The 19,401-nt window shown below is 73.0% G+C and carries 17 protein-coding genes and 1 other RNA gene; 4 read left to right on the plus strand and 14 right to left on the minus strand.

Features of this window, described 5'->3' with window-relative positions:
• Window positions 1-78: 78 nt before the first annotated feature.
• Both AB0M16_RS34310 and AB0M16_RS34315 read right to left on the minus strand, forming a co-directional pair.
• Complete coding sequence (locus tag AB0M16_RS34310) at window positions 79-369, minus strand: DUF3039 domain-containing protein (RefSeq protein ID WP_037879418.1); 291 nt, start codon at window positions 367-369, stop codon at window positions 79-81.
• A gap of 49 nt (window positions 370-418) precedes the next feature.
• On the minus strand, window positions 419-979 hold the full coding sequence (locus tag AB0M16_RS34315) for a YqgE/AlgH family protein (RefSeq protein ID WP_365350101.1): 561 nt from the start codon (window positions 977-979) through the stop codon (window positions 419-421).
• 263 nt (window positions 980-1,242) lie between these two features.
• Between AB0M16_RS34315 and murA the strand changes: the two genes are divergently transcribed.
• Complete coding sequence (murA, locus tag AB0M16_RS34320; RefSeq protein ID WP_365350103.1) at window positions 1,243-2,583, plus strand: UDP-N-acetylglucosamine 1-carboxyvinyltransferase; 1,341 nt, start codon at window positions 1,243-1,245, stop codon at window positions 2,581-2,583.
• Between the two features lie 166 nt (window positions 2,584-2,749).
• On the opposite strand, the gene AB0M16_RS34325 is transcribed toward murA, so the two are convergent.
• The 4 genes from AB0M16_RS34325 to AB0M16_RS34340 form a co-directional block, all read right to left on the minus strand.
• Window positions 2,750-3,031, minus strand: coding sequence for an HU family DNA-binding protein (locus tag AB0M16_RS34325; protein WP_017237029.1), 282 nt, complete (start codon window positions 3,029-3,031; stop codon window positions 2,750-2,752).
• Between the two features lie 347 nt (window positions 3,032-3,378).
• Window positions 3,379-4,818, minus strand: coding sequence for an NAD-dependent malic enzyme (locus AB0M16_RS34330; RefSeq protein ID WP_365350105.1), 1,440 nt, complete (start codon window positions 4,816-4,818; stop codon window positions 3,379-3,381).
• 374 nt (window positions 4,819-5,192) lie between these two features.
• Window positions 5,193-7,568, minus strand: a complete 2,376-nt coding sequence (locus AB0M16_RS34335) for a UvrD-helicase domain-containing protein (RefSeq protein WP_365350107.1) — start codon at window positions 7,566-7,568, stop codon at window positions 5,193-5,195.
• A gap of 59 nt (window positions 7,569-7,627) precedes the next feature.
• On the minus strand, window positions 7,628-8,188 hold the full coding sequence (locus AB0M16_RS34340; RefSeq protein ID WP_365350109.1) for an ABATE domain-containing protein: 561 nt from the start codon (window positions 8,186-8,188) through the stop codon (window positions 7,628-7,630).
• Between the two features lie 304 nt (window positions 8,189-8,492).
• On the opposite strand from AB0M16_RS34340, the gene AB0M16_RS34345 reads away from it, so the two are divergent.
• The gene (locus AB0M16_RS34345; RefSeq protein ID WP_365350111.1) at window positions 8,493-9,317 is read left to right on the plus strand and encodes a helix-turn-helix domain-containing protein; all 825 of its coding nucleotides are present in this window, start codon (window positions 8,493-8,495) and stop codon (window positions 9,315-9,317) included.
• Window positions 9,318-9,381: 64 nt separating this feature from the next.
• Here the strand turns inward: AB0M16_RS34345 and AB0M16_RS34350 are convergent, their stop codons facing one another.
• A complete protein-coding gene (locus tag AB0M16_RS34350) occupies window positions 9,382-9,915 on the minus strand; it encodes a GNAT family protein (protein ID WP_365350113.1) in 534 nt (177 codons plus the stop codon).
• Between the two features lie 80 nt (window positions 9,916-9,995).
• Between AB0M16_RS34350 and AB0M16_RS34355 the strand changes: the two genes are divergently transcribed.
• A complete protein-coding gene (locus tag AB0M16_RS34355) occupies window positions 9,996-10,502 on the plus strand; it encodes an anthrone oxygenase family protein (RefSeq protein WP_365350115.1) in 507 nt (168 codons plus the stop codon).
• Here AB0M16_RS34355 and AB0M16_RS34360 read toward each other — a convergent pair.
• From AB0M16_RS34360 to AB0M16_RS34370, 3 genes are all read right to left on the minus strand, one after another.
• Window positions 10,499-11,656 carry a uroporphyrinogen-III synthase gene (locus AB0M16_RS34360; RefSeq protein ID WP_365350185.1) on the minus strand — a complete coding sequence of 386 codons (1,158 nt, stop codon included), beginning with the start codon at window positions 11,654-11,656 and terminating at the stop codon, window positions 10,499-10,501. The genes AB0M16_RS34355 and AB0M16_RS34360 overlap by 4 nt on opposite strands.
• A gap of 114 nt (window positions 11,657-11,770) precedes the next feature.
• Window positions 11,771-13,138 carry a nitrate/nitrite transporter gene (locus AB0M16_RS34365; protein ID WP_365350117.1) on the minus strand — a complete coding sequence of 456 codons (1,368 nt, stop codon included), beginning with the start codon at window positions 13,136-13,138 and terminating at the stop codon, window positions 11,771-11,773.
• Window positions 13,139-13,467: 329 nt separating this feature from the next.
• A complete protein-coding gene (locus AB0M16_RS34370; protein WP_365350119.1) occupies window positions 13,468-14,427 on the minus strand; it encodes a LysR family transcriptional regulator in 960 nt (319 codons plus the stop codon).
• Between the two features lie 84 nt (window positions 14,428-14,511).
• On the opposite strand from AB0M16_RS34370, the gene AB0M16_RS34375 reads away from it, so the two are divergent.
• Window positions 14,512-15,855, plus strand: coding sequence for an MFS transporter (locus tag AB0M16_RS34375; RefSeq protein ID WP_365350121.1), 1,344 nt, complete (start codon window positions 14,512-14,514; stop codon window positions 15,853-15,855).
• On the opposite strand, the gene AB0M16_RS34380 is transcribed toward AB0M16_RS34375, so the two are convergent.
• The 4 genes from AB0M16_RS34380 to AB0M16_RS34395 all read right to left on the minus strand — a co-directional run bounded on the left by AB0M16_RS34380 (window position 15,856) and on the right by AB0M16_RS34395 (window position 19,341).
• Window positions 15,856-16,935, minus strand: a complete 1,080-nt coding sequence (locus AB0M16_RS34380) for a hypothetical protein (protein WP_365350123.1) — start codon at window positions 16,933-16,935, stop codon at window positions 15,856-15,858.
• Between the two features lie 189 nt (window positions 16,936-17,124).
• Window positions 17,125-17,493: a transfer-messenger RNA gene (ssrA, locus tag AB0M16_RS34385) on the minus strand.
• Between the two features lie 102 nt (window positions 17,494-17,595).
• A complete protein-coding gene (smpB, locus tag AB0M16_RS34390; protein WP_365350125.1) occupies window positions 17,596-18,138 on the minus strand; it encodes an SsrA-binding protein SmpB in 543 nt (180 codons plus the stop codon).
• Window positions 18,139-18,156: 18 nt separating this feature from the next.
• Window positions 18,157-19,341, minus strand: a complete 1,185-nt coding sequence (locus tag AB0M16_RS34395) for a S41 family peptidase (protein ID WP_365350127.1) — start codon at window positions 19,339-19,341, stop codon at window positions 18,157-18,159.
• Between the last annotated feature and the right edge of the window lie 60 nt (window positions 19,342-19,401).

A 19,401-nucleotide genomic window follows, 5' to 3' on the forward strand; every position in this document is an offset into this window, starting at 1 on the left:
TTCGGCCTGATCGACATCGCCGCAGGAGTCTTCCGGCGGTTCCGCGGGGGGCCGTCCCGACCACCGCTGGGACCGGGGCTACTTGCCCTTGCCGCCCTTGTCCTTGTCCTTGTCCCCGCCGGAGCCCATGGACTCGTAGATCTCCTTGCACATCGGACACACCGGGTACTTCTTGGGGTCGCGCCCCGGTACCCAGACCTTGCCGCACAGTGCCACCACGGGAGTGCCGTCGAGGGCACTCGCCATGATCTTGTCCTTCTGGACGTAGTGGGCGTAGCGCTCGTGGTCGCCGTCACCGTGGGACACCTGCGGCGTCGGCTCCACGAGGGTTCCCGTACCTGCCCCGCGCTCGGGCTCGAGAGTGCTCATGGGCTCCAGGGTACTGAAAGTCCCCGGGCCCGGGCGCCCGCCGGCCCCCTCAGTTCAGCGAGGGATCGTCCGGGTACGTGGCGACCATCGCGAGGTCGCCGCGCTGGCGGCGGAGGACCTGGCGCCAGAGGGTTTCGGGGCGCGGGGAGGAGACGTCGCCGGGCTCGGACTCGACGACGTACCAGGCGCCGTCGCCCAGCTCGGACTCCAGCTGGCCGGGGCCCCAGCCCGCGTAGCCCGCGAAGATGCGGAGGGCGCCGATGGCCGGGCCGAGGAGTTCGGGCGGGGTCTCCAGATCGACCAGCCCGATCGCCCCGTACACCCGGCGCCAGCCGAGCGGACCCTCGTCGCCGGGGATCACGGCGAGGCCGAGGGCCGCGTCGAGGGAGACCGGGCCGCCCTGGAAGACGACGCCCGGTTCGCCCGCGAGGTCGGCCCAGGGCGCGAGGATGTCGCCGACCGTCACCGGGGTCGGCCGGTTGAGGACCACGCCGAGGGAGCCCTCGTCGTCGTGGTCGAGCAGCAGGACCACCGCGCGGTCGAAGTTGGGATCCGCCAGCGCGGGCGTGGCGACTAGCAGTCGTCCTGTGAGCGAGGACACCTCGGTCATGCGACACATGATCCCGCATCTTCGGCGATTGCGGGGGTTGTCCGACCGGGTTCGGGGTAGGCGTGCGCCACCGCAGGTCAGCCCGGGCTCCCGGCGGGCGATCGGAAACAAGCGGACGGTGACGCTCCGCAAGATCACGGGGACGGAGGGTGTTGTGCCGAATTCATTACATTCGCGAGGCACCCTCAGCCATACAAGTGGGGTCTCCTTGCCCCTTACCCTTTTCTCTGGCCACCCGACCGACGACCCGGAACGCGAGATTCATGACCGGCACAGACGATGTCCTGCTTGTCCACGGCGGTACCCCGCTGGAGGGCGAGATCCGCGTCCGCGGCGCGAAGAACCTCGTGCCCAAGGCGATGGTCGCCGCCCTGCTCGGCAGCGAGCCGAGCCGCCTGCGCAACGTGCCCGACATCCGTGACGTCCGGGTGGTCCGCGGACTGCTCCAGCTGCACGGCGTGACGGTCCGCCCCGGCGAGGAGCCGGGCGAGCTGATCATGGACCCGACGCACGTCGAGTCCGCCAACGTGGCCGACATCGATGCCCACGCCGGCTCCTCGCGCATCCCGATCCTCTTCTGCGGCCCGCTGCTGCACCGCCTCGGCCACGCCTTCATCCCCGGCCTCGGCGGCTGCGACATCGGCGGCCGGCCGATCGACTTCCACTTCGACGTGCTGCGCAAGTTCGGCGCGACGATCGAGAAGCGCGCGGACGGGCAGTACCTGGAGGCCCCGCAGCGGCTGCGCGGCACGAAGATCGCCCTGCCGTACCCGTCCGTCGGCGCCACCGAGCAGGTGCTGCTCACCGCCGTCCTCGCCGAGGGCGTCACCGAGCTGTCCAACGCGGCCGTGGAGCCGGAGATCGAGGACCTCATCTGCGTGCTGCAGAAGATGGGCGCGATCATCGCCATGGACACCGACCGGACCATCCGGATCACCGGTGTCGACAAGCTCGGCGGCTACAACCACCACGCCCTCTCCGACCGCCTGGAGGCGGCGTCCTGGGCGTCCGCGGCGCTCGCCACCGAGGGCGACATCTACGTGCGCGGCGCGCAGCAGCGCTCGATGATGACCTTCCTCAACACGTACCGGAAGGTCGGCGGCGCCTTCGAGATCGACGACGAGGGCATCCGTTTCTGGCACCCGGGCGGCTCGCTCAACGCGATCGCCCTGGAGACGGACGTGCACCCCGGCTTCCAGACCGACTGGCAGCAGCCGCTGGTGGTCGCCCTGACCCAGGCCTCGGGCCTGTCCATCGTGCACGAGACGGTGTACGAGTCGCGGCTGGGCTTCACGTCCGCGCTGAACCAGATGGGCGCGCACATCCAGCTGTACCGCGAGTGCCTGGGCGGCTCGGACTGCCGCTTCGGCCAGCGCAACTTCCTGCACTCGGCGGTCGTCAGCGGCCCGACCAAGCTGCAGGGCGCCGACCTGGTCATCCCGGACCTCCGCGGCGGCTTCTCGTACCTGATCGCCGCCCTGGCGGCGCAGGGCACGAGCCGCGTGCACGGCATCGACCTGATCAACCGCGGCTACGAGAACTTCATGGAGAAGCTCGTCGAGCTCGGCGCCAAGGTCGAGCTCCCGGGCAGCGCGCTCGTCTGACGCGACCGGAGCCCCTGGAGGCGGCGCACGCCTGCCGCCTCCGGGGCCCCGCGAGGCGCACGGGCGCCCCTGAGGGCACACGAGAGGGCGGCCACCCCCTGACAGGGTGGCCGCCCTCTCCGCTTGCCTCAGGCCGCCTGGGCGGCCTCAGCGCGCCTGCAGGCCCTTACTTGCCCTTGGCGGCTTCCTTGAGCTTCGAGCCCGCGGAGACCTTCACGCTGTAGCCGGCCGGGATGTTGATCGGGTCGCCGGTCTGCGGGTTGCGCGCGGTGCGAGCGGCACGGTGGGTGCGCTCGAAGGTCAGGAAGCCGGGGATGGTGACCTTCTCGTCACCCTTGGCGACGACCTCGCCGACGGTCTCGGCGAGCGCGGCCAGAACGGCGTCGGCGTCCTTGCGGGTCACCTCGGCGCGGTCGGCCAGGGCGGCCACCAGCTCACTGCGGTTCATTTCGTTACTCCCGTGTTTCTTCTTGCCTGTGAGGCGGGTTGCCTGTGAGGCGGGCCACGCGGCGGGGCCGCGTGATGGGCACTGCGAAGCCGATGCTGCCAGGGCCCTCGGACAGTGCCCGGACCCGGGTCTGGTGACAGACCCTCGCGCCCAGACCGCATCCTGCCCCCACCAGCGGCGGGAACGCCAATCCGGCACCCTCTGGGGTCACACGAAAAGCGCCAGTGCCCCTCAGTGGTGACGTAGCGTCGACTCCGCACGAACCGTGCGGAGCCGGACTACCACCCTAAAGGCGGGTTTGGGGTGCCGCGACCCGCGACACGCGCCGCGCACCGCCCGGGGGCGCGTCAGACCAGCGTGCCGGCCCCGTCGTTGGCGCCCGCGCCGGCGGCCTTCGCCGCGGTGCGGACGGCACCGGCGACGGCTCCCGCGACCTTGTCGTTGAAGACCGACGGGATGATGTAGTTCGGGTTCAGCTCGTCCTCGGTGACGACGTCGGCGAGGGCGCTCGCGGCGGCCAGCATCATGTCGGTGTTCACGGTGCGGGACTGCGCGTCGAGCAGACCGCGGAAGACGCCCGGGAAGACCAGCACGTTGTTGATCTGGTTCGGGAAGTCGGAGCGGCCGGTGGCGACGACGGCGGCCGTCTGACGGGCGATCGCCGGGTCGACCTCGGGGTCCGGGTTAGCGAGCGCGAACACGATCGCGCCCTCCGCCATGGCGGCCACGTCCTCGGCGCCCAGCACGTTCGGGGCGGAGACGCCGATGAAGACGTCGGCGCCGACGACGGCCTCCTTGAGGGTGCCGGTGACGCCCTCGGGGTTGGTGTTGTCGGCGATCCAGCGCAGCGGCGAGTCGGGCGTGGCGTCGACCAGGTCCTCGCGGCCCGCGTGGACGACGCCGTGGATGTCGGCGACGACGGCGTGCTTGACGCCGGCCGCGATGAGCAGCTTGAGGATGGCCGTACCGGCGGCGCCGGCACCGGACATGACGACCCGTACGTCGCCGATGCCCTTGCCGACCACGCGCAGGGCGTTGGTGAGGGCGGCGAGCACGACGATGGCGGTGCCGTGCTGGTCGTCGTGGAAGACGGGGATGTCCAGGGCCTCGCGCAGCCGGGCCTCGATCTCGAAGCAGCGGGGTGCGGAGATGTCCTCCAGGTTGATGCCCGCGAAGCCCGGGGCGATGGCCTTGACGATCTCGACGATGGCGTCGGTGTCCTGGGTGTCGAGGCAGATCGGCCAGGCGTCGATGCCCGCGAAGCGCTTGAACAGGGCGGCCTTGCCCTCCATGACGGGCAGGGCGGCCTTGGGGCCGATGTTGCCGAGGCCGAGGACGGCGGAACCGTCGGTCACGACTGCGACGGAGTTGCGCTTGATGGTGAGGCGGCGGGCGTCCTCGGGGTTCTCGGCGATCGCCATGCACACGCGGGCGACGCCCGGGGTGTAGACCATGGACAGGTCGTCACGGTTGCGGATGGGGTGCTTCGACGCCATCTCGATCTTGCCGCCGAGGTGCATCAGGAACGTACGGTCGGAGACCTTGCCGACGACGACGCCCTCGATCGTCTTCAGCTGCTGGACGATCTCGTCGGCGTGCGCCGTGGAGGTGGCGGCGATGGTGACGTCGATGCGGAGCTTCTCGTGGCCGGAGGCGGTCACGTCGAGGCCGGTGACGGAGCCGCCGTGGGTCTCGACAGCCGTGGTGAGCTGGGAGACCGCGGTGCCGCTCGCGGGCACCTCCAGGCGGACCGTCATCGAGTACGAGACGCTGGGCGCCGTTGCCATGGCCGTGTTCCTCTTTCCCTAGCTTCGTTGCTACGCCGGCCCGGCTGGTTGCCCGGCGGCGCCCTCCGATCGTCGCACCTACCCGCGAGTAGCAGGTAATACGGTCCTTTAGTTTTCGGAAAGTAGTTTCCACCATACGAGAGATGGCGAGGAAACAGAAGAGGCCCCCGTCACCCGAAGGTGACGAGGGCCTCCACACGTGAGCGGCACCGACCCGCCATGCTCGCCTCGCGGCAAGTGGTCCCTCTGAGGGACGAAGGTTGGGCCCGGGGGCTTGGATCGAGCCGGTGCCACGACCAGGCTAACAAACCCCTCCGGCAAGTGATTCCTCCGGCGCGAGTTGACTCGAAATCAGACCCGGGCCGCCCCCGGGATCAGTCCCGCAGCAGGTCCGGCACGCCGGCCGCGTCCGGCAGGTCACGGTCGCCCGCGACCACCGTCAGCGCCTGCGTGGACCGGGTCAGCGCGACGTAGAGCACCCGCAGGCCGGCCGGCGACTCATCCGCGATCTCCGCGGGCGAGACCACGACCGTGGCGTCGTACTCCAGGCCCTTGGCCTCCAGGGAGCCCAGCGCCACCACCCGGTCGCCGAGTCCGGCGAGCCAGCCGGCGGCCTCCGCGCGCCGGTCCATGGCGACGACGACGCCGACCGTGCCGTCCACCTCGGCGAGCAGCCGCTCCGCCTCCAACCGTACGGTTCCGGCCAGCTCGCCCTTCTCCCCCACCGGGACGAACCGGGGCTCGACGCCCGTCGACCGGACCGCCTTCGGAGACTCCTTGCCCGGCATCGCGAGCGCGAGGACCTTGGCGGCGAGCTCGGCGATCTCGGCCGGGTTCCGGTAGTTCACGGTGAGCTCGAAGCGACGGCGCGGGCGGGTGCCGAGGGCCTCGTCCCGGGCCTCGGCGGCCTCGTCCGGGTCGGACCAGGAGGACTGGGCCGGGTCGCCGACGACGGTCCAGGTGGCGTGCCGGCCGCGGCGGCCGACCATGCGCCACTGCATGGGCGTGAGGTCCTGCGCCTCGTCGACGATGACGTGGGCGTACTCGGTGCGCTCGGCCGCGAGCCGCTCGGCCCGCTCGCGCTGGGTCTCCTCCCGTACCGGCATCAGCTCCTCCAGGCCGGTGAGCTGGTCCAGCGGGTCGTACTCGCGCTTCCTGCGCGGCCGGGCCGGCGTGCCGAGGAGCATGGCCAGTTCGTCCAGGAGGGCGACGTCGTGCACGGAGAGGCCGGGGCGGCGGAGCGATCGGGCGAGCCGGCGCACCTCGCCCGGGTTGAGGATCCGGCGGGCCCAGCGGCCGAGCCGCTTCTCGTCGGCCATGGCGTCGAGGACCCGGCGCGGCGTGAGTTCGGGCCACCAGGCGTCCAGGAAGCCGAGGAAGGAGTCCTCGCTGGACACGTCCTCGTCGAAGGAGGAGCGCAGTTCGGCGGCGAGCTCGGGATCGCTGTGCCGGCCGGCCGCGCCCGACTTGGCGTACAGCGCGTCGAGCAGCAGCCGGCGGGCGCGCGGGCGGAGCAGGTTGACCGGGGCGGTGCCGCCGAGGACGTTGTGGCGGATGCGCCTGAGCTCGTCGGCGCCGAGTTCCAGGCGGCGGCCGAAGGCGACGACGCGGAGCAGGGTCGGGGTGCCGGCCGGGGCCTTGGGGGCCTCGTCCTCGTCCTCGCCCAGGGCGAGCTGTCCGGCGCCCCGTCCGTCGCGGTGTCCGTCGGCCGGCGTCCTCGGCGCGGGGGTCTCCAGCGCGCCGCGGGCGGCCTTGCGCAGCACGGCGACCATGCGGGAGGAGCCCTTGAGCCGGGAGACGGCGGGCTCGTCGTACGCGTCGGCCTCGGCACCGTCGACCAGCGAGCCGAGGGCCCGGATGGCGACCTGGCCCTCCTCGCCCAGCGAGGGGAGCACGCCCTCGGTGTACGAGACGAGCAGCGGGGTCGGGGAGACGATGAGGATGCCGCCGGAGTAGCGCCGCCGGTCCTGGTAGAGCAGGTACGCGGCACGGTGCAGCGCGACGGCGGTCTTCCCCGTGCCCGGCCCGCCCTCGACGTAGGTGACGGAGGCGGCGGGGGCGCGGATGACCAGGTCCTGCTCGGCCTGGATGGAGGCGACGATGTCGCGCATGGTGTGACCGCGGGCCTGGCCGAGCGCAGCCATGAGGGCACCGTCGCCGATGACGGGGAGCGCCTGCCCGTCGAGGGTGGCCTTGAGCTCGGGGCGCATCAGGTCGTCCTCGACGCCGAGGACCTGCCGGCCCTTGGAGCGGATGACGCGGCGGCGCACGACCCGGCCGGGGTCGACGGGCGTGGAGCGGTAGAAGGGGGCGGCGGCGGGGGCGCGCCAGTCGATGACGAGCGGGGCGTAGTCGGCGTCGAGGACGCCGATGCGGCCGATGTGCAGGGTCTCGCCGATGTCCGCCGTGTTGTCGGGGCGTACGGCGTCCTCGGCGGGCTCGACGGAGGTGTAGGCGCCGTCGGGCCCCTTCTTGCCGTCCTTGCCGAAGAGCAGGTCGATCCGCCCGAAGAGGAAGTCCTCGAACTCGTTGTTGAGCCGGTTGAGGTGGATGCCGGCCCGGAAGACCTGGGCGTCGCGCTCGGCGAGGGCGCCAGGCGTGCCGACCTGGCCCCGCTTGGCGGCGTCGTTCATCAGGAACTCGGCCTCGTGGATCTTCTCCTCGAGACGCCGGTAGACCCGATCAAGATGTTCCTGTTCGACACCGATCTCGCGGTCTCTGACCGTGTCGACGGCTTCCTGCGCGGCCACCTGGCCCCCTTCTCACGTGCTGGGCAGCCTTCGAGGCTACGCCACCGGGGGGTGCCGTGTCAGGCCTGGTGGCGGCCGGGCCGGGGGTGGGCGGCGCGGTGCCGGGCGACCCGGGCCCGGTTGCCGCAGACCTCGCTGGAGCACCAGCGGCGGCGCCGGCCGCGGGAGGTGTCGAGATAGCAGCGCCGGCAGCCGGGGCCCTCGCAGCGGCGCAGCAGCGCGCGGGCGGCCGGATCGGTGAGCAGGTCGACGGCGTCGCGGGCGACGGCGGCGAGCAGGGCACGGCAGTCGGGCTCCCCGCTGAGGGTGCGGACAAGTGCACCGGAACGGGTGCGTACGGCACGGGGCGCGGGCGGCGCGGAGGCGGCGGCGAGGGCGTTGAGGAGCTCCAGGGCGGCGGGTCGGGCGGGCCGGCCCTCGACCTGGGTGCCGACCAGTTCGCCGACGCAGTCGCGCAGTTCGCGGAAGGCGTCGAGGCAGCGTGCGTCGAGGGCGCGCAGGCGGGTGCCGGGCGGGACGAGGCCGGCGCCGCGGAGGAAGCGGACGAGGTCCTCGGGGCGGCCGAGGGGCTCGTCGGCGAGGTCGAGGCAGACGCGTCCGGAGTCGAACCGCACTGTCATGCTCCTGCCACCCCCCGATCCGGGAACGTCCCGACCAGAGTGCCCACGGACGGGGCGGGTGGCTAGGGGTGCTTCGCAGGGGCGGGCGGGAAGGAGCCACCGCCGCCGGGGAACGGGTCGGCCCGGGCGTACGGGGGAGCCGCCCGGGCCGACCGGAAACCGGACCGCTCGGGGGAGGGCTGTCCGGTTGTCCGGGTGCGTCCGTGCAGGTCAGCACGGGGCACCCACAGCATTAACGTTCAACTGTTTATTATCTACGGACCGTTTTTCCTACCAATTCACACACGGACTTATCGGGGGTGCGGTGAACAAGACGGCGCTACGGGCCCTGCTCATGGAACGCCGCGAGCTGATCGCCCCCGAGGCGCACGGCCTGTCCCGGCCGACCGGCCGCGGCCGGCGCGCCCGCGGGCTGTCCCAGCACCAGGTCGACGAGCTCACCTGCCGCGCGGTCGACACGTACAACCGCCTGGAGACCGGCCGCTACCCGAACCCGCCGGCCGACTACCTGCGGCAGGTCGCCCGCCTCTTCGGCCTGAACGAGCAGGAGTGGGTGCTGCTCTGCCGGTACGCGGGGATCGGCGACCCGCCCGGTCCGCTGCACGCCTCGTCCGGCCTGGAGATCCCCGGCGTGTGGCAGGAGGCGGTCGACGGCATCGGCCACATGGCGTACGTCACCGACGCCTCCTGGAACCTGATCGCGCACAACCGGCACTTCGCCGACATGTACCCCGGCGGCCTGGCCCCCTCGAACACGATGCGCTGGATGCTCCTGGACAAGGAGGCCCGCGGGACCACGATCATCAGCTGGCGCACCGTGTGGGCCCCGCTGATCCTCCCCCAGTTGCGCGCCGCCCTGGCCGTGCGCGGCGAGGACGAGACCCTGCGCGGCATCGAGCGGGAGGTGCGCGACGACCCCGACCTCGGCCCGCTGTGGGCCGCCGGCGGCGTCACCGTCCACCCCGACGGCGACGAACGCCCGCTCCACCACGCCCTCCTGGGCCCGGGCCACGTCTCGATCTGCGCCGCCCAGCCCCTCACGGCCCCGGGCGCCCGGCTGATCATCATGATCTTCCGGCCGGGCCTCCAGAAGTCCCACGCCCGGACCCCGATGCTGCGGGCCCGGTGACCGGGCCGGTCGTTCCACCGGACGGTCGTTCCACCGGACGGTCGTTCCACCGGGCGGTCGTTCTTCAGGTACGCGGCGGCGGGTCGTCGTGGAGGATCCGCTGGAAGAGATGGTGGTCACGCCAGGCGCCGTCGATGTGGAGGTAGTGGGGCGCGGTGCCGATGCGGGCGAAGCCGCACTTGGCGAGCACGCGCTGCGAGGCGTGGTTGCGGAGGAGGGTGCCCGCCTCGACGCGGTGCAGGCCCAGTTCCTCGCGGGCGGCCCGGCAGACCTCCTCGACCAGGGCGGTGGCCAGGCCCCGGCCGGCGTACTCCTCGTCGACCCAGTAGCCGAGCGAGCCGCTGCGGAAGGGGCCGAGGGCGATGCCGGAGAGGGTGGCCGCGCCGACGATCCGGTCGCCCTCGGCGCCCTCGACGACCGCGAACCAGCGGCGAGCGCCGTCGCCCAGCCGGGCGGCCTGCGCCTCGACCGTGTAGTAGGCCCCGGTCCGGTGCGGCTCCCAGGGCCGCATGTACGCGCGGTTGCGCAGCAGGGCGGCGGCGAGCGCCGGGGCGTCGGCGGCGCCGGGACCCGCGGGTCTGATCGTGACGGTGGCCATCCGCGTACCGTAGACGCCCGCGTATGCCGGTGCGACGCGAAACGATGTCGCACGCCCAACTTCCGTTCTTGAATGGGCACATGACACAGAGCAGCACGGGCGGAAAGGGAGCCGGGGCGGTCCTCGGCACGGCGACGGCGGCGACCGGTCTGGTCGCGGGGATCTGGTTCGCGTACGGGTGCTCGGTGATGCCGGCACTGGCGCGCAGCGACGACCGGGTCTACGTCGAGGTGATGCGGAACATCAACGACGTCATCCAGAACCCGGTGTTCTTCACCCCGTTCTTCGGGGCGCTGCTCCTCACGGCGGTGGCCGCCTGGCAGCACCGCACCTCCCGCGCCCGCGGATGGACCTGGACCGCGCTCGCCCTCTACACGGCCGTCTTCGTCGTGACGTCCGCGGCGAACGTCCCCCTCAACGACGCCCTCGCCGCCGCCACGGACCCGGTACGGGCCCGCGCGGACTTCGAGGGGCCGTGGGTGGCCTGGAACCTCGTCCGCGCGGTCCTCACGGTGGCCGGATTCGGGTGCCTGCTGCGCGCCCTGGCCGTACGGAGCGCTCCGGACCCCCGGCGGGACGCGCGCTAGGCGTGGCTCCCGTCCTCGCCCCCGTACTTGGTGTCCGCCACCGGGTCCAGGGCCAGCCGGTAGCCGCGCTTCACCACCGTCTGGATCAGCTTCGGGGTGCCGAGCGCCGCCCGCAGCCGGGCCATCGCCGTCTCCACCGCGTGCTCGTCGCGGCCCGCGCCCGGGAGCGCGCGCAGGAGCTCGGGGCGGGCGACGACCCAGCCGGGGCGGCGGGCGAGGAGGCCCAGGAGGGCCATGCCGGCCGGCGGGACCGGCCGCAGGGCGCCGTCGACGAGGACCGCGTGGCCGCGGATCTCGATCCGGTGCCCGGCGACCGGCAGGACCCTCGCCCGGGCGGGCAGCTCCTGGCAGAGCAGCTGCACCAGCGGGCCGAGCCGGAAGCGTTCGGGCTGGTGGGTGTCGACGGCCAGGGCCTGCAGCGGCAGCGCCGTCACCGGACCCACGCACACCGCGAGCACGTCGTGCCGCAGCGCCGCCAACAGCTCGTCGAGCAGCCCGCGTTCACGCGCCCGGTCGATGAGCGAGGCGGCGGCCGGGGCGCTGGTGAAGGTGACCGCGTCCAGCGCGCGGCCCACGGTCGCGTCGAGCAGCCGGTCGAGCGGGCCGATGTCCTCCGGCGGCATCCAGCGGTAGACGGGGACGGGCACGACCTCCGCCCCGCCGGCCGTCAGCGCCTCCACGAAGCCGGGCAGCGGCTCCCCGTGCAGCTGGAGGGCGACGCGCCGCCCGGCGACGCCCTCGTCGAGCAGCCGGTCGAGGACCTCGGCCATCGACTCGGACGACGGCGACCAGGTCTCGGTGAGCCCGGCCGCCCGCACCGCGCCCTTCACCTTGGGCCCGCGGGCGAGGAGTTCGACCCCGCGGAGCCGGTCGAGCAGCTGCTCGCCGTGCCCCCAGCCGTCGGCCGCCTCGACCCATCCCCGGAAGCCGATCGCCGTGGTGGCGACGACGACGTCCGGGGCGTGGTCGATGAGGTCCTTGGTGGCGGCGAGGAGTTCGGTGTCGTCGGCGAGCGGCACGATCCGCAGCGCGGGGCCGTGCACGACACCCGCGCCCCGGCGGCGCAGCAGCGCGATCAGCTCGTCCGCGCGCCGTGCCGCCGTGACTCCGACGGTGAAGCCCGCCAGAGGGCCCCGTTCCTGCAGCTCGTCCATGTCGCGCTCGCCCCTGTCGTACTCGTCGCTGTCGGCCGAGACTGCCGGGGTCGCGTGTCGGTCTCGGTTCACGCGTATTTCCTGGTCGTTACGGCCGTGCGGGGCCACTGTGACTCATACCTCGGCGGCTTCGCGCGCACCGGACACCGCCGGCTCCACCCCGGCGGCCGTGTCGGGCACGGGGGCCACGGCGGCGGGCCGGCGAAGGTATACCGCCCAGGTGACGAGCATGCACGCCGCGTAGAAGGCGAGGAAGGCGACGAAGGCGCCGGTGCCGGAGCCGACCGTGAGGAAGGACTGGCGGAAGGCGAGGTTGATGCCGAGGCCGCCGAGCGCGCCGACCGCGCCGATGAGGCCCATGGAGGCCCCGGACAGGCGCCGCCCGTACGCCTCGGCCGCCTCGCCCGACAGGCCCTTGTGGTGCCCCTGGCTGAGGAAGATCGCCGGGATCATCTTGTACGTGGAGCCGTTGCCGAGGCCGCTGAGCGCGAAGAGCCCGATGAAGCCGACGAGGAAGATCCCGAGGGACTCGGCGACGGAGGCGTAGAGGACGACTCCGGCGGCGAGGGCCATCGCACCGAAGGTGGCGAGGGTGATGCGGGCGCCGCCGTACCTGTCGGCGAGCGCGCCGCCGACGGGCCGGACGAGGGAGCCGAGCAGCGGGCCGATGAAGGTGAGCGAGGCGGCCTGCAGCGGCGTGCGTCCGAACTGGGTCTGGAGGACCAGTCCGAAGGCGAAGCTGTAGCCGATGAAGGAGCCGAAGGTGCCGACGTAGAGGAAGGCCATGATCCAGGTGTGACGGGCCTTCACGGCCTCCTTGACGGCACCGGTGTCGTTCCTGACCGGGCTCAGGTTGTCCATGAACAGCGCGGCGCACACGGCGGCGACGACGATCAGCGGGAGGTAGACGCCGAGGACGATCCGCGGGTGCAGGGCGCCGGCGGTGCCGATGACGAGCAGGCCGACGAGCTGCACGACGGGAACGCCGATGTTGCCGCCGCCCGCGTTCAGGCCCAGCGCCCAGCCCTTCTTCCGGAGCGGGAAGAAGGCGTTGATGTTCGTCATGGAGGAGGCGAAGTTGCCGCCGCCGACGCCGGTCAGGGCGGCGACGAGCACGAAGGTGCCGTACGAGGTGCCCGGCTCCATGACCGCGTAGGCGAGGCCCGTCGGCAGCAGGAGCAGCAGGGCGCTGACGATCGTCCAGTTGCGGCCGCCGAAGCGGGCGACGGCGAAGGTGTACGGGACGCGGATGAAGGCGCCGACGAGCGTGGCGGTCGCGATCAGGAAGAACTTGCCCGCCGGGTCGACGCCGTACTGCGGCCCCATGAAGAGCACCATGACGGACCACAGGCTCCAGACGGAGAAGCCGATGTGCTCGGCCAGCACCGAGAACCACAGGTTCCGGCGCGCGATCCGCTCGCCCCCCTCGCGCCAGAAGGTCTCGTCCTCGGGCTCCCACCGTTCGATCCATCGGCCGGCCATCTCGCACCTCCACGGGTGTCGGGCCCTGGTGAGCGAGTGCTCGGGTCCCTTGCGGCAGACGCTAGAAAAGCCGCGTTTCAGGGCGGTGGCGGGAGGTGACGGACACGGAACCTTGCTCTCACCCGGAGCGCGCGCCTGCTGTGAGCGCCCCCGCCGGGTCGTGTCCGGAGAGTGGCGCCGTCCGCCCGCAGGGCCGGGCTCGCGGCGTCCGGTGCGTGCGACCGCCAGGCGGAGGGTCGCCCCCGTAGGGCCGTACTCGGGTGATCCCGGCGGCGCTGCCGGCGTGCGTACCCGGCGTCGCGCGCCGGACGGGACTTCACGGGCTCGGCCTACGGGGTGCCCGGTTCCCCGTCCGGCAGCCAGGAGCCGGGCGGCCGCTCGTGCCAGCCCTCCTGGGCGCCGAGCTCGGCGGCGGCCCGGCGCAGCGCGTCGAGGCCGGGGTGCCGCAGGCCCTTTCGCCAGACGAGGCTCACGGGCGACAGCGGTACGGGGTCGACGAGGGGCCGCAGGACGCTGCCCGGCATCGGCGGGAAGTCGACGACGGCGAGCACCGGCGTCGGGGCCTTGGCCATGACCCGGCGGAACTCCTCCTTCCCGACGACGAGCGGCGAGGGCGGGGCGACGCGGACGCCCCGGTCGGCGAAGAGCCGGGCGGCGAGGTCGGTCCACTCGGGCGTACGGTCGTTCCCTGCGCCCGCGTAGACGTCACGGCCGGCGAGGGCGCCGAGCGGGACCTCGGGCAGCGCGGCGAGCGGGTCGTTCTCGGGGAGCAGCACGGCCATCGGCTCGTACCGCACGAACTGCGCCTCCAGCCGGGCCCGCAGCCCGGGCGCGAGCCCGCCGTAGCGTCCGAAGGAGGCGTCCAGGCGCCCGGCGAGGATCTCGCGGACCGCGCCGGTGAGACCGCTCTCGTAGCGGGCCATCAGCTCCAGTTCCGGGGCGAGTGCGCGGGCGCGGCGGATCACGCGTTCGTGGCCGAGGCCCGCGCTGTTGAGGTCGACGAGCAGGGGGCGGGGCTCGGCGCGGAAGGCCTCGGCGAGTTCGCCGTGCGCGGCGAGCACGGTGTGCGCGTACGGCAGGAGCCGCTCACCGTCCGGGGTGAGCGCGACCTGCCGGGTGGTGCGCACGAACAGCTCGGCGCCCAACTCCCGTTCGAGCCGCCGGATGTCCCGGCTGAGCGCCTGCTGGGCGACGAAGAGCCGTTCGGCGGCGCGGGTGAAGTGCAGGTCCGCCGCCACGGCGACGAAGGCGCGGAGGAGGCGGGGATCGAGGTCGTACGAGGAGGCCACGGCCGGTATCTAACAACGCGGGTGCGTGAATCACCACCGAATAGGTGTTGGACCGCCGGGGACATGCCAACAGACCCTTGCCCCATGCCCCACCCGGACCTGATGCTCACCCCCGCGGGCCCTGCCCTGGCCCCCCGCTACGAACCCCACGAGGCCCGCCGCCCGGACGGCGCCGGCGGCCCCGCCGAGCGCGGGCCCGCCGGACGCGACCCCGCCGAGCGCGGGCCCGCCGGACGCCACCCCACCGAAGGCAGGCCCGCCCACGCCAACCCCTACGTCCGCCTCTTCACCGTCCCCGGCGCCCGGGCCTTCACTCTCGGCAACCTGATCGCCCGGCTGCCCGTGGGCATGTTCAACGTCAGCTCCGTCGTCATGATCGCCGGCACGTACAGCTCCTACGCCCTCGCCGGCACCGTCAGCGCGGCCGGCCTGGTGGTCGGCGCGCTCACCGCGCCCTGGATCGCCCGGCTCGTCGACCGCCACGGACAGGCCCGCGTGGCGGTGCCCGCCACCGTCTGGGCGGTCCTGGGACAGCTGGTCCTGCTGCTCTGCGCGCACGCCCAGGCCCCCGTCTGGACGCTCTTCGCCGCCACCATGGCCACCGCGACCGCCCCCAACACCGGCGGCATGTCGCGCGCCCGCTGGGCCCACCTCCTCAAGGACGACCCGGACGCCCGGCACACCGCCAACGCCTTCGAGCAGGCCGCCGACGAACTGTGCTTCATGCTCGGCCCGGTCCTGGCGGCGTTCCTGTGCTCGGCGCTGTTCCCGGAGGCGGGCACCCTGGCCGCCGCCGTCCTCTTCCTCACCGGCGTCCTGCTCTTCGCGGCGCAGCGCGCCACCGAGCCCCCGGTCGCCCCGCGCACCGCGGCCCGCTCCCCGCTGCGCGCACCCGGCATGCCGGCGCTGCTCTCGGTCCTCCTCGTCACGGGCACGGTCTTCGGCTCGATGGAGGTGGTCACCCTCGCGCACCTGGACGGCCCGATCGCCGGCCCGGTGCTGGCCCTCCAGGCCGCGGGCTCCTGCCTGGCCGGCCTGGCCTACGGGCACGTCCGCCGCTCGCCCGGGCTCGCGAGCTGCCTGGCGGCGATGGCGACGCTGATGACCCTGCCCCTGCTCGCCGCCCTCACCGGCTCGACGGTCCTCCTCGCGGGCGCGCTCCTCGCGGCGGGGACGTCGATCGCCCCGACGATGGTCACGGGCACGACCCTGGTCCAGCGCCTCACCCCGCCGACCCAGCTCAACGAGGGCATGACCCTCGCGGTGACCGCCCTGCTCGGCGGCGTCGCCGTCGGCTCGGCCGGCGGCGGCTGGCTCGCCGAGCACGCACCGGCCACGACGTACGGCTACCTGGTCCCGCCCACGGCGGCGGCCCTGGCGCTCGCGCTGTGCGCGGCGGCCCGTACGGGCCGCCGCGCACCGCACTGATCAGCTCTGCCGCAGCGGCCCCATCGGCACCTGCACGCCGAGAGCGGTCGCCCCTCCCCCGACACCCCCCTCGCAGCCGTCCGGCTCCTGGGTCCCCAAGCCCCGCGTCGACGGCTTCTCCGCCGCCCAGAACATGTACCCGAGCAGCCCGGCCGTCGTCCCCGCCCCCTTCGGCGCCGCGTCGCGCACCCAGTCCGCCGTCGCCTTCTGCAGCGAGTTCGCGTAGTCGGTGCACTCCGGCAGGGGGCTGCGCCCGTAGGCGACGTAGAGCCCCGCCGTGAACTTGGCCGGGGCGAGCGGGGCGACGGGCGGGGAGTACTGGGGCTTGCCGTCGAGGTGCTCCTGCCAGTTGGCGATGTGGGAGCTCGCCGAGGTGGGGCGGGCGGTCACCATCGCGTTGGCGTAGTCGAGCACCGGCTTGTCCGTACGCAGCCAGTCGGCGGTGGCCTTGCGGTTGATGTCGATCAACCAGCGGTCGCCGGCGGCGGTGTCGAGGGTGAGCCGGGCGGCCGGGTCCGCACCGGTGGCGTCGTACGGGTGGACGGAACGGTAGGCGTCGATGAAGGTCTGCAGTCCGACCAGGTTCGGGGCGGTGTTCTGCTCGTAGTCGATCTCGATGCCGACGCCGAGATCGGCGGCGACGGCCGCCGCGTTCCGCCCGAGCTGCCCGGCGTCCTCGGCGAGCGCCGCGTCCCACTCGTCGGTGTAGGTGACGCCGCCGATGGAGAGCATCACGCGGATCCCGTGCGAGGTGAAGTACTGGACGATCTCCCGGCTCATGCCGACGGGCAGGCCGCCCGCGGTGCCGGCGTCGCTGGTGCGGTGCAGCAGCTTGAGCGGCTCGACGAAGCTGAGGACGACCAGATTGACCGAGGGCCGCCCGTCGCCGCGGTCGATCAGCCAGTGGTTCTTGGCGTCGAACTCGGCGACGTCGCGGACCGTGGACCAGGTGCAGTAGTCGTCGCCGCAGTGCCAGGCGCCGTACACCTGGACGGGGGCGGCGGCGGTGGCGGGAGCGGCCGTGGGGACCAGCAGGGCGAGGAGCATGAGCAGGACCGAGAGGAGTCCCTTGTGGCGCATACGTACCTCCGGGGATGCCGTGGCATGGGGGGCGGCGACCGAAGGGTGTCAGGTCCAGACCAAGTCGACAAGGGGGCGGAACGCGGGAGGCGCCGACGACATGACGAAGGCCCGGCGGTCGCGTACGACCACCGGGCCTTCGCCCACATGGGATGAGGTGTCCGAGCGGGGCACGCCCCCTCGGGCTCTCGGTGGAGATGGCGGGAATCGAACCCGCGTCCAACGGTGCGGAATCAGGGCTTCTCCGTGTGCAGTCTGGTACGCGTTTCTCAGCCCTCCGGATCACCCAGACAAGTCCGGAACGGGCTCAGTCACTGTGTGGTTTCCCTCTTCACCCCGTGACCGGGATCAAGGTTTAGTCCCCTTGATGATGCCAGGATCCGGGTCGGGAACAGCCCCGGGCTGACACTTCGCAAGTCGCTACTTAGGCAGCGAGGGCGAAGGAATCGCGCTTGGTGTTGGCGATTATTGGTTTCGGCGCGTGGTTAACGAGATCATTGCCGCTTCCTCGACACGCTTCCCCTGCTTCGACATCCGCTGTCGAAACCGATCATCCCCATGTTGATTTATCAATCCGCGCACCCTCTGTGGGGCGCGTGGTCCATCGTACGTGACCAACGCGTACGGTTGCCAGCGCATTCCTGGCAGCTGTCGCCAGGGTTACCTGGCCTCCGCCGCCCGCTGCCGGCGACGGGCCGCCGCGATGGCGCGGCTCGCCTCACGCGTGTCCTGCTTCTCCTTCAGCGTCTGCCGCTTGTCGTACTCCTTCTTGCCCTTGGCCAGCGCGATCTCGCACTTCACCCGGCTGCCCAGGAAGTACAGCGCGAGCGGCACGATCGTGTGACCGGTCTCGGAGGCCTTCTGCTCCAGCTTGTCGATCTCGGCACGGTGCAGCAGCAGCTTGCGCTTCCGCTTCGCCGAGTGGTTGGTCCAGCTGCCCTGGGAGTACTCGGGCACGTGGACGTTGTGCAGCCAGGCCTCCCCGCCGTCGATGTGGACGAAGCCGTCCACCAGCGACGCCCGGCCCATGCGCAGCGACTTCACCTCGGTACCCATGAGCACGACACCGCACTCGTAGGTGTCGAGGATGTGGTAGTCGTGGCGCGCCTTCTTGTTCTGCGCGATGAGCTTGCGCTCCGGCCCCTTGTCCTGGGCCTTCTTCTTCGCAGGCTTGCCCTGCACGTTGACGAGTCCCTTAGCCATAGTGCGGTCATTTTCGCACTACGGGGCCCCTCCGAGGCCACTCAATACCGTGCGGGCCCGCTCCTCGGCCCGGTCCCCGACCGCGCCGCCGACCGCGACGTCCGGCGTGATGCCGCGGCCGTCCACCGCGTGCCCCGCGGGAGTGCGGTAGTGGCCGACCGTGAGCTCCGCGACGGAGCCGTCGGGCAGGGCGCTGGGCATCTGCACGGAGCCCTTGCCGAAGGTGCGCGAACCGACCGTCACCGCCCGGCCCCGGTCCTGCAGGGCGCCGGCGAGCAGCTCGGCCGCGCTCATGGTGCCGCCGTCGACGAGCGCCACCAGGGGCCGCGCGGTGTCGCCGCCGCCCTCCGCGTACACCGCGCGCTGCTCGCCGTCGACGTCGTACGTGGCGACCAGACCGCCGTCGAGGAAGGCGGAGGCGGCGGTGGCGGCCTCGGCGAGCAGTCCGCCCGGGTTGCCGCGCAGGTCGAGCAGGACTCCCGCACCGGGCGGCGCGGCCCGCACGGCCGCCCGCACCCGCTCGCCGGTGCCCTTGGTGAAGGCGGCGACCCGGATGAGGACGGTGGCGCCGTCGAGCCGGCGGACGGTGACGGGGTCGGTGGCGAGCCGGGCCCGGCGCAGGCGCTGGGTCCAGGCGGCGCGCCCCCGCTCGACCCCCAGGGCGACGGTGGTGCCGGAGATGCCCTCCCCGCGCAGCAGGGAGACGATCTCGGAGACCGAGAGCCCGCCGATCCGGCGCCCGTCGACGGCGGTGAGCCGGTCGCCGGGGCGCAGTCCGGCCCGCTCGGCGGGTCCGCCGGCCTGGACACGGCTGATCTCGACCCGGTCCGGACCCGCCTTGCGGGCGGACAGTCCGACACCCGTGTACGCGCCGTCGAGGGCCTGCTCGAACTCGGCGTACTCCCGTTTGTCGTAGACGGCGCCCCAGCGGTCACCGCTGCGGCTGACGAACTCCTCGGCGGCCTTCTTGCCGGACTTGCCGTCGGCGATGGCCTCGGCGGCGGCGCGGGCGAGCGCGGCCCGGTCGACGGTGGCGCGGGTGGCGACCGGGGCGGGCGCGGCCTCGCGCGCGTCCTCCCGCCGGGGCAGCGAGCCGGTGGCCGCGGCCGTACCGAGCACGCCGGCGAAGACCAACGTCAAGGCGGCCCCACGGAGAACTCCGCGGGGCCGTCGACAGAATTCGGAGCCGGCACCGGCACGCATGTCGCCCACTCTAGGACAAGCGAACGGCGCCGTACGGTGGTTGGCCGTACGACGCCAGGT

The organism is Streptomyces sp. NPDC051921 (assembly GCF_040680975.1).
Lineage (GTDB): Bacteria > Actinomycetota > Actinomycetes > Streptomycetales > Streptomycetaceae > Streptomyces.

Excerpts from the sequence above, each read along its gene's own strand:
- AB0M16_RS34310 (WP_037879418.1), bottom strand. The coding sequence starts at position 369 with ATGAGCACTCTCGAGCCCGAGCGCGGGGCAGGTACGGGAACCCTCGTG.
- AB0M16_RS34315 (WP_365350101.1), bottom strand. The coding sequence starts at position 979 with ATGACCGAGGTGTCCTCGCTCACAGGACGACTGCTAGTCGCCACGCCC.
- murA (WP_365350103.1), top strand. The coding sequence starts at position 1,243 with ATGACCGGCACAGACGATGTCCTGCTTGTCCACGGCGGTACCCCGCTG.
- AB0M16_RS34325 (WP_017237029.1), bottom strand. The coding sequence starts at position 3,031 with ATGAACCGCAGTGAGCTGGTGGCCGCCCTGGCCGACCGCGCCGAGGTG.
- AB0M16_RS34330 (WP_365350105.1), bottom strand. The coding sequence starts at position 4,818 with ATGGCAACGGCGCCCAGCGTCTCGTACTCGATGACGGTCCGCCTGGAG.
- AB0M16_RS34340 (WP_365350109.1), bottom strand. The coding sequence starts at position 8,188 with ATGACAGTGCGGTTCGACTCCGGACGCGTCTGCCTCGACCTCGCCGAC.
- AB0M16_RS34350 (WP_365350113.1), bottom strand. The coding sequence starts at position 9,915 with ATGGCCACCGTCACGATCAGACCCGCGGGTCCCGGCGCCGCCGACGCC.
- AB0M16_RS34355 (WP_365350115.1), top strand. The coding sequence starts at position 9,996 with ATGACACAGAGCAGCACGGGCGGAAAGGGAGCCGGGGCGGTCCTCGGC.
- AB0M16_RS34360 (WP_365350185.1), bottom strand. The coding sequence starts at position 11,656 with ATGGACGAGCTGCAGGAACGGGGCCCTCTGGCGGGCTTCACCGTCGGA.
- AB0M16_RS34365 (WP_365350117.1), bottom strand. The coding sequence starts at position 13,138 with ATGGCCGGCCGATGGATCGAACGGTGGGAGCCCGAGGACGAGACCTTC.
- AB0M16_RS34375 (WP_365350121.1), top strand. The coding sequence starts at position 14,512 with ATGCCCCACCCGGACCTGATGCTCACCCCCGCGGGCCCTGCCCTGGCC.
- AB0M16_RS34380 (WP_365350123.1), bottom strand. The coding sequence starts at position 16,935 with ATGCGCCACAAGGGACTCCTCTCGGTCCTGCTCATGCTCCTCGCCCTG.
- smpB (WP_365350125.1), bottom strand. The coding sequence starts at position 18,138 with ATGGCTAAGGGACTCGTCAACGTGCAGGGCAAGCCTGCGAAGAAGAAG.
- AB0M16_RS34395 (WP_365350127.1), bottom strand. The coding sequence starts at position 19,341 with ATGCGTGCCGGTGCCGGCTCCGAATTCTGTCGACGGCCCCGCGGAGTT.